A 13,498-nucleotide genomic window follows, 5' to 3' on the forward strand; every position below is an offset into this window, starting at 1 on the left:
GAATATATCTCAAGTCGAGTCTTATTTAGCTTTACGTTCAGCGCTTACTTGTAAGAAAGCATTAACAAAACGGAAAACACCTTGAACTTGTGGGTCTTTTAACATTTTCATAAGACCGAATAAACCAATTACTTCTTGGCTTTCAGACGCACGGTCTTTCGCTTCAATTGCAGTAGCTGCAAGGTTTTTAGCTGAGCCTACTACTGGGCCTGCCATTTCCGTTACCGCACCAACAGTATCATTTTTCAGTACTTCGTCAGTTGCAACAGCTTGAGCAAACTCATATGATTTTGTTAATAACGTCATCATTTCAGTTAACTTAGGTAATTGTTCAACTAAAGTTGTAAGTGATTCCTGAACCTCAGGCTTTAATAATTGATCTAGCACATCCAATTGTTCTTGACTCACAGTTAATTGTTCAGACTGTGTTTGGTTATTCGTTTCTGACATTTTGAACTCTCCTTTGCCATCACTATCACTATTTTAATTTTATTGCTTCCATGTAAAAAAGACCATTAAGGCACTTCTTAACAGTCGTTACAGCGCGTATATCTTACAAATCACCAGTCTCAAGAGCTGGATAGCAATTTGTATAATTTGTTATTACAATGTTAACTTTATTTCGCAAAAAGTGCATCATAATTCCATCCTTATCTTGTCTTGGTGACGTTACAACCTCCATTATAAGGTTGTTTGTACATTATTTCAATGAGCTAAATCACAATTTCGACAATCTTTTCAAAATTCATTGATTTGTAACTATATATCGTAGTTAAGTTTACTTTTTGTCCCTACTGTTAAAAAATATATTTTTGTGCTCGAAGGGTCATTACCATAATGTGTGGTTGATTTCCGTAGGGGTTCATCTGTGACGCTAATCCCCAATCAACTTATTTAAGTCGTACGTTTATCAAATATCATCCACAGTTTTAAATATCTCTGTCTAACACTTGATTTTAATTTGGTCTTAGCTTCCCCTGCATCCTTCATGTAATACTTAATAAGTAAAAATTTATCGACTACATTTTTTGATTTATCGACCAACTTTTTAAGATTACCCATTTACAAATAGTTAGTTGTTATTTTTCAAAAAATAAGCAGCTATATTCCGCTTTGCTCGATTTATTAAAAGTAAAAAAGGCTAGCTTAAGCTTTAATTGCGGTAGTTATTGAAGCTGTAACTACATATATATGTTTTTGTCTTATTGAAGTGTTGTAGCTTAAAGGCGAAATAAAAAAGACGATTAGCCGTTATTCAGCGTCGTCTTTTTTTGCTGTTTCTATTATTAAAACTTCAGTGATGTTAATTTTTATCCTTTGCATAACGTAGAATCTCAGCAGCAGCTTTGATACGGCAAATTGAATCATCAGAGTCTAGCTCTTTTTCTAAAACGTTCAATGATTTATTTACTAACTGCTCTAAATTTAATTTAAATTCATCAGTTTCCCCTATAAACTTATCTAATTCAGACTTTTCGTAAGGGTATTTAAATTGTGTAATAGTGCCTCGGTTCCGCAGTAATTCTTGAATTTCTAGGTTTAAATCTGATTTGGCAACAATCATGAGTAATTCAGCTTTTCTTTGATGACACATACCATCAATATCATTGTCAAATTTCTCTTCATACCGATAGTCATCAACCTCAAAAATATAAACATGATCATGATTGTTTGAAATTAAAACTAAATCACCTTTTTTCACTGTATTTACAAATGCATTAACAGCACCTAAGTATGTCGCTAATTGTTGACGCTTGTAATCGTATACTTTTTCTAATAGTTCTCTGATTTTATCTTTACTTGCGTTGGTCAAATCCCCAATACCAGGCCAGCCAATAGCAATAAATGAATCGTCTGGAGCAGTACCGACAAATTCATTCAGTCTTTCCTTTCCGTGAGGTTTCGATTTCAATTGGAAAATATTAATATTTTTACGCATCATCATATTCCTCCTTATCCCTAACGGCACCGTGAGGGATTTAATGATTTTATTATATGTACTATTATTTCTAATGTCAACTCTATTTATCCGTTACGGTATCGTTAGGGGTAAATAGGGTTTTTGGCGATGATTACTCCGTTAAATAAAAAAACGAACGCACACGACGCTAAAAGGATGTGTGTTCGTTTTTTATTATGAATGAAGGACCTAAGGTTTATCCTTGTCGTTACTACCTTTAGTCTAAAATGATATGAACAATAGGAATGTATAAAACTTTTTTCAAAAGAGGTTGTTAAATCGAATCGCAATTCCCCTTTATAGGATGTTAGGTTAGACAACTCTAACAACTAATAAAAAACAGGAATCTTCCGTAAAAATCAGCTTAAATTTAGCCAAGAATGTGAAGAAAAACTGATTGGATTGATTGATAAAGATTCCAACAAAATCTATTTATCACCCCAATTGCCTCATTTATCGATAAATCATCCTTCTCTTTTATCAAAAAGACCTGTTAGAAGAAAAATTCTACTAACAGGTCTATATATCAAAATTATTTAGTTGGTTTTTTCATATCCATAGAAGCCGCTGAGCTTTCAATTTTTACACGTTTTAGAAAGAAGGCAAGCACTAGCGCAAGGACTGTAACACAAGCTGCTATTAAGAATGAGTGTGTAATACCATCTAATAAAGCAGTTTGCGTAATGTGATCCTGCATTTGTTGCATTTGTTCTGGCGTTGCTGCAACACCTGATTGCGCTGCATTGGCTTTTGCTTCTGCAATTAAATCTTCGGCTGTTGCTTTTGTACGGTTATTCATGAACGTTACCATCACAGCACTACCAATCGCCCCTGCCACTTGCTGTAAAGTATTATTAATAGCTGTACCATGTGGGTTCATCATTTGTGGTAATTGGTTTAAACCGTTTGTCATAATTGGCATCATAACCATTGACATACCGAACATACGAATTGTGTACATAGACACGATAAATGTATAGCTTGAATCTAATTCTAACTTTGTTAAACCGAATGTCGCAATTGTTGTAATCGTTAAACCGATAACCGCTAATAGGCGCGGTCCAAATTTATCAAAAAGTTTCCCTGTAATCGGCGACATAATCCCCATTACAAGTGCCCCAGGAAGCATCATTAAGCCCGCTTTAAATGGATCAATTCCACGAATCGATTGTACATAAGCAGGTGTTAAAATCATCCCCGAGAACATAGCCATTGACACGATAACTGAGATAGCTGATCCCAATGCAAACATTGGATATTTATAAATACGTAATTCTAGTAAAGGCTGATCCATACGTAGTTGTTTAAATATGAAGATGATTAAAGCAAGAAGGCCAACTGAAATTGTGCCATATACCCAAGGACTTGACCAGCCCTTATCCCCTGCAGTACTGAAACCATATAGAATACCACCGAACGCAACTGTTGATAATAGTACTGATGGGAAATCTAACTGAACTTTGCGTGTCTCCATCACGTTTTCCAATTTCCAAATACCAAATAATAAACTAATAACCGCAAACGGAATAATCATTTGGAATAGCATGCGCCAATCATGGTGCTCAACAATATATCCTGATAATGTAGGACCAATCGCTGGTGCAGAAATCATAACTAAACCGAAAATCCCCATCGCTGCCCCACGTTTTTCTTTCGGGAAGCTAATTAACATTACATTCATTAGAAGTGGTGACATACTTGCGGCACCTGCTGCTTGCACCATACGACCTGCAAGTAACATACCGAAGTTAGGTGCAAAGCCAGCCATAATTGTACCGATTGTAAAGACTGACATCGCTACAATAAATAAATGTCTATTTTTAAAGCGTGTTACGAAGAATGCTGAAGCAGGTACTAAAATACCACTTACAAGCATATAACCTGTTGCTAGCCATTGTACCTTTGAATACGTTATGTCAAAATCTTTCATGATTGTTGGTAACGCAACGTTTAACAATGTGTTATTAAGAAAAGCAACAAAAGCACCCACAAATAAAATACCAATCATGCCATAGGGGGGCTTTTGCAGTGTTTGACCATTATTCATTTATATCCCTCAATTCTTTCTTGTTTTTTTCGATAAAACTTATTTTATACTCGCAGTCTACTTTTTTCAAGAATTAAGATTATATTTTTTAAAAACATTGATATATAGGCGTTTTATCTATAGAATAAGAGTATAATATTTTAAAAAAGGTGAGGTTATGAACAAAAGAAAAAGACAAATCATTACTGCTGCTCGTGCTCTTTTTATTGAAAAAGGATTCGTGGATGCGTCGATTAACGACATCATTAGTGCAGCTAAAATTTCAAAAGGTACATTTTATAATCATTTTTCTTCTAAAAATGAATGCTTAATCGCCATATTAGATGAAGGGCGTGAGGAGGCAAGTAATCGCCGCCACGAACTTCTTTACGGCAAAGATCCTACTGATTTGGAAGTATTAACACAGCAAGTTGCGGTACTCATGTATGTCAATCGAGAACATAATTTAATTCAAATTTTTGAATCGGTTTTCCATTCTCGTGATAATGAACTGAAAAAAATTATTTTAAACTATCATTTACAAGAACTGGAGTGGCTTGCCAATCGACTTGTTCAAGTTTTCGGAGAAGAAGTTAGTCCAATTAGCTACGAATGTGCTGTGCAAACACTTGGTATGATTAACCTTTCAATACGTGCTGTCTTAATTGCTGATTATAAATATATAAATCGCGAAGCCATTGTACGTGTAGCATTACGCAATATTAGCGTAATTATACCCGTTATGCTTGAATCAAAAGAAATCCTCATTAGTACGGAAATGATCAACACGATACAAAACGTCGCGAACTATAAAACTGTAGATAAGGGAACGGTCATCGAGCAATTAACAGGCTTTAAAAAAGGATTGTCTAAGAATGAAACAGCGGAAGGCTTAGAGTATGTGGAATTCTTATTAGAGGAACTACAGCGCGAAAAGCCAAAGCTCTTTATCATCGAATCACTTCTGACACCTTTCCGTAAAGCATTCGTTGGAACCGAACACGCAGAAGAGGCACGTGATATCGCTAATAGCTTATGGCGCTATGTAAAAATCGAGCGACCATCAGAGCGCTGCATCAAGTAAATTATCCACACTAACAAAAGGAGCTATATAGAAAGTCAAACACTCACGACTTTCCATATAGCCCCTTTTTTTGAGCTTCTATCCTATTTAATTAATACGATAAAACAGACTTCTTAGGATTAGCGTCTGCCATTACTTAACTTGACGATCTTTCGGTCCTATCCAAAAGCCAATCATAATGCTAATAGCTACTACAAGAAAAGGTGCATACAAAATAATAAATTGATTCATTATAGTTCCCCCTATGCATGGTGATCATGTTTACCGCAAGCATAATCACGATCAAACACAAACCATTTCATTACTAAATAAAGTGAAGGTATGAGTAGAACCAATCCTCCAACAAACGCTATCACTAATGCAATTGCCATTGTTTCATTTGTAAAGCTATCATAGACTGATATATACGGATACAGTAAATACGGATAATGTGAAATACCATAACCGAAGAATGCGAATCCAAATTGGGCAACCATTAAAAAGACAGCTATGCCATAGTTTTTCTTTTTAAATAAAAGAATTAGCGTTATAAGAAATAGCACACCTGAAACCGCGAAAAGCCACCACAGATCTAACATATTTTCGTAATGCTCAGGCACATGTCCCTTTAACTCCACCATAATCCCTATTACACTTATTATGAGCGGCAAAGACCAACCGAGTGCATACTTTCTCATTAAATTAGAAGCATGTTCATCTCGCGCTCTTTTCCCATACCATGTTAGGAAAACAGCTGAAATATACAAAACTGCCACTACACTTAATAGCACAATAGACCACGTTAACGGACTGGTGAAAAGTCTAGCAATTTGTAAATGAGGTTCTTCGTTTACGATTTTTACGAACCCTCCCTCAGATATCGTTAATACAATAGATAGGGATGCAGGTATAAATAAACCAGTAATTCCGTACATCATAGTATATCCGATATGTCCGCCTTTTCCACCGTAGGATTCAAATGCATAATAACTCCCTCTAATTGCAATTAATATTAATGAGATACTAACTGGCACTAGCAAAATTGTGCCATAATAATAAGCCGTTTGAGGAAAGAAACCTACCGTTCCAACAAAGAAAAATACAAGGAAGACATTTGTAATTTCCCACACCGGAGATAAATAGCGCTTAATAACATTTGCTAATATATGATCTTTACCAATTAAGACACTATAAGCATTAAAGAAGCCCGCTCCAAAGTCTATGGACGCAACAATGACATAGCCGAATAGAAATAACCACAGTACCGAAATTCCTAATATCTCTAAGCTCATTGCCCTGCACATCCTTCCACTTGTTGATGTTCTTCAATTTCACGTTCAATCGGATTGTTACGGAACATACGAATAAGTACTACGATACTTCCTACCGCTAATACAATGTACAGCCCTGCAAATAGTATTAGCATAGTATCGACTTGGCCACTTGTTGTAGCACCTTCCGCCGTTTTCATATAACCACGAAGTATCCAAGGCTGACGCCCTACTTCGGCAAACCACCAGCCTGCCTCAACAGCAATAAGCGATAATGGACCACCTGCCACTACTATTCTCTTAAAACTTTTTGAAGAAATAAACTTCCACCCTCGCAACTTACCTAGCACATAAATAGCTGCAACGACAATTAGTAAAGTTCCGATAACTACCATGACGTCAAACAAATAATGGATATAAAGTGGCGGCTGTTCGTCCTCAGGAAATTGATCTAAACCTTTTACTTCTGCAAAAGGATTATTATGCGCCAATACACTCAATGCGTACGGTATTTTGATAGCATATTTTACCTCTTCTCCATCTAATACTCCAAATAACATAAGCGAAGCATCCTCTTTTGTTTCAAAATGCCATTCAGCAGCAGCTAATTTTTCTGGTTGATATTCCGCTAAATACTTCCCAGAAAAGTCACCTACAATCAGTGCTGCTAGCGAAAATACTAGTCCAAGTTTCAATAAAAGATGTAATGCTTTTTTATGATAGACATGCTTCGATCCTCGTAGCATACGATAAGCAGCAATAGAAGCTAATAAAAATGCTGACGTCATATAAGATGTTACTAATACATGCGCTACCTTCGTTGGCATTGCAGGATTTAGCATTGCTAATACTGGTTGAATATTTACAAGCTCTCCATCTACAAGATCAAAGCCCTGCGGTGCATTCATAAAGGCATTCACAATCGTAATAAAAACGGCCGACATAGAAGCACCAATAGCTACTGGGACCAATAATAATAGATGTCTCTTTGGATTTTTGAATCGGTCCCATGTATATAAATAAAGCCCTAAGAAAATCGCTTCAACAAAGAACGCAAATGTTTCCATAAACAATGGTAATGCGATCACCTGTCCAGCCAACTCCATAAAGCTTGGCCATAGTAGTGATAGCTGCAATCCTATCGCAGTACCAGTGACAACCCCGATTGCCACAGTAATCACAAACCCTCTTGCCCATCTTCTTGCTAGTAATAAATAGTGCTCGTCATTATTTTTTAATCCAACCCATTGAGCAATCATGATCATTAAAGGTATACCGACGCCAATTGTTGCGTAAACGATATGGAATGACAATGTTAACTCTGTTAAGGCACGACTCCACATTACAGCTGAATCATTCATTTTATTTCATCTCCTAGGTACCAAAAATTCTTCCAATGATTGAAAGAAACATTATCCCCGCTACTAAAAAACTTATAATTATTAGCTTTTTTTCATGTGACTTATAGGCAACCACTTTTTGTTTTTTCATCATAATAGATCAACCCAAATTTTAATCGCTGTCGCTAAGATGAGTACGGCCAAAATACTTTGCAAAATTTTCGTATTCAATTTTTTACCTACTTTTGCCCCAAGAGGAGCCGCCAGTAAACTTGCCACTATCATAATACCTGCGGAATAGTACTCGACTTGTCCTGTCATTAACTTACCGATTGTTCCACCAATCGATGAGATAAACGTAATAGCTAAGCTAGTGGCAATCGTCATGCGCGTTGGAATCCCAAGTACTACAAGCATTATCGGAACAAGCAAGAAACCACCTGCAGCACCAACGATCCCTGAACCAATCCCAACAATAAATGCTAAAATTGCAGCTAAAGGCTTGTTGAAAGTTACTTCATTCATTGACTTATCATCAATTTGCTTCTTAGGAATAAACATCATCACAGCTGCAATCAAGGCTAAAATACCGTATACGACATTCACACCGTTTTCAGATAAAAACTGTGATCCGTAGCTCCCAACAAAGCTACCGGCTAAAATTGCTCCTCCCATATAAATAATGAGGGGCCTGTTAAGGTAACCACCTTTTCGATATGCCCAAACGCCTGCAATCGACGCAAAAAACACTTGTACTGCACTGATTCCTGAAACTTCATGTGCTGAAAATGCTGCTAAACCAAAAAGTGGCGGTATATATAGTAGCATTGGGTATTTAATGATTGAACCGCCGATGCCCAACATACCGGACACAAATGAGCCAACGAATCCAATCAGGAAAATCACAATTATAAATGTAATATCCATCGTTCTTGCATCTCCTTTTATTCATGTGCTTTCAGTATAGTCCTGCTGCAATTTCAGACATATAGGGGTTTTCCACTATTAGCTTACTCACTGTGACAATATTGCAAATTATTTTGAATAGAAATAAAAAAAAGACCACTCATCGTTTGAGTGATCTCAGCTTGTCGACAAAAGAATAAATATAAAATAACGTGTATCAATAAACAAAGGTTGATTTTCACTCCGAGTTAGCGCTTTCCGCGGGCTTGGCTTCAATCTCCTCGTCACTACGTTCCTGCGGGGCTTTCAGCGCAAGCTCATCCCGCAGGAGTCGCCACTCTCCGTGAAAAATCAACAGTTCCTCACCATCAGTATGAGTTGAAAAGCTGATCCAAATTAGTATTATAGCTATGATTAACATACTAAAATGATCCCGCCTAAATTATAATAGGATATTTTTAATTATTTTCCACGCAAGGCAAGCCTCACCATGGGGAAAACGAGATGGTTTCGACGCTCCTATAAAATACCCGCACAGACAAATCGTTGTTGCTGTAGTTTCGTTTTATCACTATAAATTAGAGTGGCATGCCAGGAGATACATATTGGTTTATTGGAGTGGAGGCTGGGCGACTCCTTGGGAATCAGCGTCACAGTTGAGACCCTGGAGAATAGAGGAAAGAAGGCTAAGAGCATCACGTACTGTGATAACGCCTTCGTGACCAACATCCTTTTGGCCCAAGCGGCTCATCGGACGCCCCCTAAAAAGCGCCCAGCCGGAACGTAAATCAACCCTCATTTTGCGAAAAGTAATATATTAATACAGGCGTGTCGATTAGGAAAATATAGGTTTATTATTGAGCGATAAAAGGATTTTTTTGTTGATATTTTGCTTATGCGTGCCCATTTTTGCTGATTGTAGCGGAGGGCTACACGAGTGCTCCTGTCGCTTCGCTTTCGTCGCAGAGCAAAGCTTCCCGCGGGAAAAGCGAGACAGACGAGACCCTGCACGGAGCGGATGTTTTCTGTGCGAAAGCGTAGTGCTAACGTAGCGGCAGCAACAACAGCGAAGGAAGCGGCTCGACGCTCGCCCGCAGGAAAGCGAGTAGCCCGTAGCAGAAATCAGCGTCTTCTAAATAATTAAAGTGGATAAAAATGGTTAATCAACACGTCTAATATTAATATGCACCAGCTTCTTACAGCAACAAGTTGTTACATATAGTTATTTGCAAGCCCATACTGAATAAGCTCAGCTTTATTACTTAAATTGAGCTTTTGCATAATATTTGATTTATGATTTTCAACCGTTTTACTACTAATATATAGCTGCCCAGCAATTTGGATATTCGTATACCCTAGAACTGTTAACCTCATTATCTCCTGCTCACGCACAGTTAAAATGCATTGATCTTCATGCCCCTTATGTTCAAATAACTTATCCATCTGCTCTTGAGGAATACCAACGTTGTAATATATGCGACCACTATATACGGCATGGATAGCCTCGTAGAGAATTCCACCTTGACTATTTTTTAAAATATAGCCATGGGCTTCAACAGCAATCGCTTTTTGAATATAAGCAACTTCATTGTGCATTGTTAACATAATAATTTTCACGTTAGGCATTTGCTTATGAATTTCTTGAGTAGCCGTAAATCCATCTAACCCATTCGGAATGGATACGTCCATTAAAATGACATCTGGGTTTAATGAAATTGCCTGAGTGATTGCCTCCGCTCCATCACTCGCTTCACCTACAACCTCTATATCTATATAATTTTCCAATAAAAGAACAATCCCTTTACGGATTAGCACATGATCATCTACTACTAAAACACGAATCATCTAAAGTCATCCTTCCAATTAGGTACTTGAATGCTAATTTGTGTACCTTTATTGTGAGCCGAAGTAATATTAAAAAATCCGCCTAACAGTGTAATTCGCTCCTCCATATGCTTTAAACCGAGCCCTTCTTTTTTCAAGTACTGCAGATCAAACCCTACGCCATTATCTTCTATATAGAGTGATAAATTTGTAGCTTTCTTTTCGAGTCGAATGACGACTTTAGAAGCTTTTGCATATTTAATAATATTGTGTAAAGCCTCCTGCACGACGCGATAAATATTGATTTCTACAGATGGATGACAACGTTCTTCAAAATCTGTTTCTAACGATATAGCAATATCAGGATGTACCTTTTGCACTGAATCGACAAGGGTGTCTAATGTAGGTGAAATCCCTAACTGATCTATGCTATGGGGGCGAAGCTGATAGGAATACAATTTAATATCATTCATTACTTGCTCTAGCTCATTGCGTACTTCTTCGATATACGTATTTAGTTTTTCATTGTCTTTGACATAAGATTCTATCGCTTGCAATGCAACAGATATTGTATACAATGACTGACCAACGCCATCATGTAATTCTTGCGCAAGCCTTTTATGTTCTTCCTCTTTTGCCTCAATTAGCTTTTTTATAATTAGCTTTGAAATGCGAGCCTCTTCTTCCTTTAACTGAAGGGTCTGATCGCGCAATACAAGAAGAAATTCTTGCTCGTTTGTTTTACTATCTGTATACATCAGCGCCGTGCTCATTTCAACGTCTATCTTACTCCCATGATACGTCGGCATTTTCGATAAAAAATAGGGAACCTCATTATGCTCTATTAAATAACATGTATGTTCTTTTGGAGATTTTTGACGATTTTCACAAAATGAACAAAAGGGCACTCGATCTCCTATTTCCCATCCCGATAACCGCTTCGCTGAGGGATTCATCATTAAAATTTCACGGTTGTGATTCATTATGATGATGCCATCTTGAATATATTGAAATATTTGCTGTAAATATTTATTTTTCAGCTGTTCTTTCTCCAATCTAAACACACTCCTAGTATTAATTATACCTCGGCATAATTACGTCCGGAGGCTTTAGGTTTACTTGTTACTAATCCGCATACTTTGCCCTATACTTTTTCTTCCATCATGCTATAACTCTTCACTTCATGCCCCGCTTTACGAATGATACGAACACTCATATTTTTTTCTAGCTGTGTTGACGCAATAATATGAAGGGGCTTTTTGGGTAGTTCATGCATGTGACGTACTAAATAGGCAATTGGTAAATTTAATGCATTTGGTGTAGGTGATTTGTAAGAATCATTATAATCACGTACATCTACTATCACCATTCCCACTTTCAACTCTTGTAGTAAACACTCCTGTATTTCACGCACCGGGATATGCCGTTTATAAATAATTCTACCAATAAAAAGAAAGAATATACTCAAACTTACAATAATCATTTTTTAACCCCTTTTACCGAGAAAAAAGGTTGTCTAAATCCGTTTAACTTTCCATTGACGAATCTCACAACGCCTTACTAAAATCTTTGATTTAAAATGACGATTTCCACTCATCATCTTCAAAAGATGCCTCTCGGAAGTACTAAGCAAAGAAAAAAAATAGCAGACTAGACTTACTAGTATGCTATTTTTCTTTTAGAACAACCTCATTTATTTAGTCACTACCTCTTGTTGCCAAGCCATATAGCCACCCGTTAAATTTACAATGTCATGAATGCCATTTGCTTTTAGTACACTTACAGCAATTGCAGAACGAGCACCACCTTGGCATTGAACAACAATTTTTTTAGTTGTTTGCAATTCATCTAAACGTCTAGCTAGTGTACCAACCATAATATGTTGAGCATTTTCAATATGCCCTGCATCATATTCTGTTTGATTGCGCACATCAAGCACATGGACTTTTTCACTTTCAATTAACTGCTTTGCTTCTAAAGGAGTTATATTTTCATAACTATCTAGAGAAGTAGCCTCTTCCAATACTTTCGTCACATCTCCATAGCCAACAACATTGTCGATACCGATAGAACGTAATGCTATTAAAATATCATCTAGTTGGGAAGGATTAATTAGTAAATATAATGGCTTTGTATAATCTACTAGCCAACCAGCCCAATTTGTCATTGAATTATTGTAAGGAATGTTTAGTGTACCTGCGATAAATCCTTGCGAGAAATCTTCCGCCGATCTAGTATCAATCACTTGCTTCCCATCTGCAAGAAGTTGAGTAATCTCTTCATAGCTTGACACGAGCTTCACCGGTGGTAAGTTCTTAATAAGCTCTATTCCTACTTTATTGACACGCTTCATAACAGCGAAATAATAAGGAGGTTCCGGTTGACCATCTAGTAACGCGTCAATAAATTTTTGTTCATCATCAAATTGCATAGCCCAGCTGAATTGCTTCTCATACCCAACTGTCGAAGATGGTACAGCTCCTAATGCTTTACCACAAGCACTACCTGCTCCATGAGCCGGCCATATTTGCATGTAATCTGGTAAAGCCTTAAAACGTTCTAATGATAAAAACATCGCTTTTGCACCAGATAGTGATGTACCCTGAATACCAGCAGCCTTTTCTAACAAATCAGGGCGTCCGATATCACCTACAAAGACAAAGTCACCTGTAAAAATCCCCATTGGCTTATCTGCTACACCGCCACGATCCGTTAATAAGAAGGAGATACTTTCTGGCGTATGTCCTGGTGTATGCATGACTTTAAAAATAAGATTACCTATAGTAAATTCATCACCGTCTTTTAATAATTGATGAGGAATACCTTCTAGATTTTGATACTTCCAATCAGCATCCCCTTCGTCGGAAATATACATCTTTGTTCCAACACGGTCTGCTAACTCACGAGACCCTGCTACAAAATCCGCATGGATATGCGTTTCTAACGCGCCAACAATTTGCATCTTCTCTTTTTCTGCTAATGCAAGATAGGGTTCAATGTTACGCATCGGATCAACGATAACCATTTCTCCCTTCGCCTGACATCCCACAACATAAGAAGCGTGCGCTAATTTTTCATCGTAAAAATATCGTAATAACATGTGTAAAA

At 37.2% G+C, this 13,498-nt stretch carries 12 protein-coding genes; 1 reads left to right on the forward strand and 11 read right to left on the reverse strand.

The window, feature by feature from the left end; genetic code table 11:
- Positions 1 to 21: 21 nt before the first annotated feature.
- The 3 genes from ACMZ42_RS12340 to ACMZ42_RS12350 form a co-directional block, all read right to left on the reverse strand.
- Positions 22 to 450, reverse strand: a complete 429-nt coding sequence (locus ACMZ42_RS12340) for a DUF1641 domain-containing protein (RefSeq protein WP_079563022.1) — start codon at positions 448 to 450, stop codon at positions 22 to 24.
- Positions 451 to 1,303: 853 nt separating this feature from the next.
- Positions 1,304 to 1,942 (reverse strand): hypothetical protein, encoded by a 639-nt coding sequence (locus ACMZ42_RS12345; protein WP_415731661.1) that lies wholly within the window; start codon positions 1,940 to 1,942, stop codon positions 1,304 to 1,306.
- Between the two features lie 550 nt (positions 1,943 to 2,492).
- Positions 2,493 to 4,007, reverse strand: a complete 1,515-nt coding sequence (locus ACMZ42_RS12350) for a DHA2 family efflux MFS transporter permease subunit (protein ID WP_415731663.1) — start codon at positions 4,005 to 4,007, stop codon at positions 2,493 to 2,495.
- A 157-nt stretch (positions 4,008 to 4,164) separates the two neighbouring features.
- Here ACMZ42_RS12350 and ACMZ42_RS12355 point away from each other — a divergent pair, with 157 nt between their 5' ends.
- Positions 4,165 to 5,070, forward strand: a complete 906-nt coding sequence (locus ACMZ42_RS12355) for a TetR/AcrR family transcriptional regulator (RefSeq protein ID WP_370080794.1) — start codon at positions 4,165 to 4,167, stop codon at positions 5,068 to 5,070.
- A gap of 132 nt (positions 5,071 to 5,202) precedes the next feature.
- Here the strand turns inward: ACMZ42_RS12355 and cydS are convergent, their stop codons facing one another.
- The 8 genes from cydS to ACMZ42_RS12395 form a co-directional block, all read right to left on the reverse strand.
- A complete protein-coding gene (cydS, locus tag ACMZ42_RS12360; RefSeq protein WP_376077107.1) occupies positions 5,203 to 5,301 on the reverse strand; it encodes a cytochrome bd oxidase small subunit CydS in 99 nt (32 codons plus the stop codon).
- An 11-nt stretch (positions 5,302 to 5,312) separates the two neighbouring features.
- The gene (locus tag ACMZ42_RS12365) at positions 5,313 to 6,341 is read right to left on the reverse strand and encodes a cytochrome d ubiquinol oxidase subunit II (protein WP_415731664.1); all 1,029 of its coding nucleotides are present in this window, start codon (positions 6,339 to 6,341) and stop codon (positions 5,313 to 5,315) included.
- The gene (locus tag ACMZ42_RS12370; RefSeq protein WP_370080790.1) at positions 6,338 to 7,681 is read right to left on the reverse strand and encodes a cytochrome ubiquinol oxidase subunit I; all 1,344 of its coding nucleotides are present in this window, start codon (positions 7,679 to 7,681) and stop codon (positions 6,338 to 6,340) included. Before ACMZ42_RS12370 ends, ACMZ42_RS12365 begins: the two co-directional genes overlap by 4 nt.
- Positions 7,682 to 7,810: 129 nt before the next feature.
- On the reverse strand, positions 7,811 to 8,587 hold the full coding sequence (locus ACMZ42_RS12375; RefSeq protein ID WP_415731666.1) for a sulfite exporter TauE/SafE family protein: 777 nt from the start codon (positions 8,585 to 8,587) through the stop codon (positions 7,811 to 7,813).
- Positions 8,588 to 9,778: 1,191 nt separating this feature from the next.
- The gene (locus ACMZ42_RS12380; RefSeq protein WP_370080786.1) at positions 9,779 to 10,411 is read right to left on the reverse strand and encodes a response regulator; all 633 of its coding nucleotides are present in this window, start codon (positions 10,409 to 10,411) and stop codon (positions 9,779 to 9,781) included.
- Positions 10,408 to 11,445 carry a PAS domain-containing sensor histidine kinase gene (locus tag ACMZ42_RS12385; protein ID WP_370080784.1) on the reverse strand — a complete coding sequence of 346 codons (1,038 nt, stop codon included), beginning with the start codon at positions 11,443 to 11,445 and terminating at the stop codon, positions 10,408 to 10,410. Before ACMZ42_RS12385 ends, ACMZ42_RS12380 begins: the two co-directional genes overlap by 4 nt.
- 89 nt (positions 11,446 to 11,534) lie before the next feature.
- Complete coding sequence (locus tag ACMZ42_RS12390) at positions 11,535 to 11,873, reverse strand: rhodanese (RefSeq protein WP_415731667.1); 339 nt, start codon at positions 11,871 to 11,873, stop codon at positions 11,535 to 11,537.
- Positions 11,874 to 12,083: 210 nt separating this feature from the next.
- Entirely contained in the window at positions 12,084 to 13,490 is a 1,407-nt protein-coding gene (locus ACMZ42_RS12395) for an MBL fold metallo-hydrolase (protein WP_370080780.1), read from the reverse strand.
- Between the last annotated feature and the right edge of the window lie 8 nt (positions 13,491 to 13,498).

Origin of the sequence: Lysinibacillus sp. NPDC056185 (genome assembly GCF_047737915.1) — a bacterium.
In the GTDB taxonomy this organism is placed as follows: domain Bacteria; phylum Bacillota; class Bacilli; order Bacillales_A; family Planococcaceae; genus Lysinibacillus.

What these genes read in the sequence shown, in the direction of transcription:
- ACMZ42_RS12370 (WP_370080790.1), bottom strand. Translation starts at nt 7,681, where the DNA reads ATGAATGATTCAGCTGTAATGTGGAGTCGTGCCTTAACAGAGTTAACA.
- ACMZ42_RS12380 (WP_370080786.1), bottom strand. Translation starts at nt 10,411, where the DNA reads ATGATTCGTGTTTTAGTAGTAGATGATCATGTGCTAATCCGTAAAGGG.
- ACMZ42_RS12350 (WP_415731663.1), bottom strand. Translation starts at nt 4,007, where the DNA reads ATGAATAATGGTCAAACACTGCAAAAGCCCCCCTATGGCATGATTGGT.
- cydS (WP_376077107.1), bottom strand. Translation starts at nt 5,301, where the DNA reads ATGAATCAATTTATTATTTTGTATGCACCTTTTCTTGTAGTAGCTATT.
- ACMZ42_RS12355 (WP_370080794.1), top strand. Translation starts at nt 4,165, where the DNA reads ATGAACAAAAGAAAAAGACAAATCATTACTGCTGCTCGTGCTCTTTTT.
- ACMZ42_RS12365 (WP_415731664.1), bottom strand. Translation starts at nt 6,341, where the DNA reads ATGAGCTTAGAGATATTAGGAATTTCGGTACTGTGGTTATTTCTATTC.
- ACMZ42_RS12345 (WP_415731661.1), bottom strand. Translation starts at nt 1,942, where the DNA reads ATGATGCGTAAAAATATTAATATTTTCCAATTGAAATCGAAACCTCAC.
- ACMZ42_RS12375 (WP_415731666.1), bottom strand. Translation starts at nt 8,587, where the DNA reads ATGGATATTACATTTATAATTGTGATTTTCCTGATTGGATTCGTTGGC.
- ACMZ42_RS12390 (WP_415731667.1), bottom strand. Translation starts at nt 11,873, where the DNA reads ATGATTATTGTAAGTTTGAGTATATTCTTTCTTTTTATTGGTAGAATT.
- ACMZ42_RS12340 (WP_079563022.1), bottom strand. Translation starts at nt 450, where the DNA reads ATGTCAGAAACGAATAACCAAACACAGTCTGAACAATTAACTGTGAGT.
- ACMZ42_RS12395 (WP_370080780.1), bottom strand. Translation starts at nt 13,490, where the DNA reads ATGTTATTACGATATTTTTACGATGAAAAATTAGCGCACGCTTCTTAT.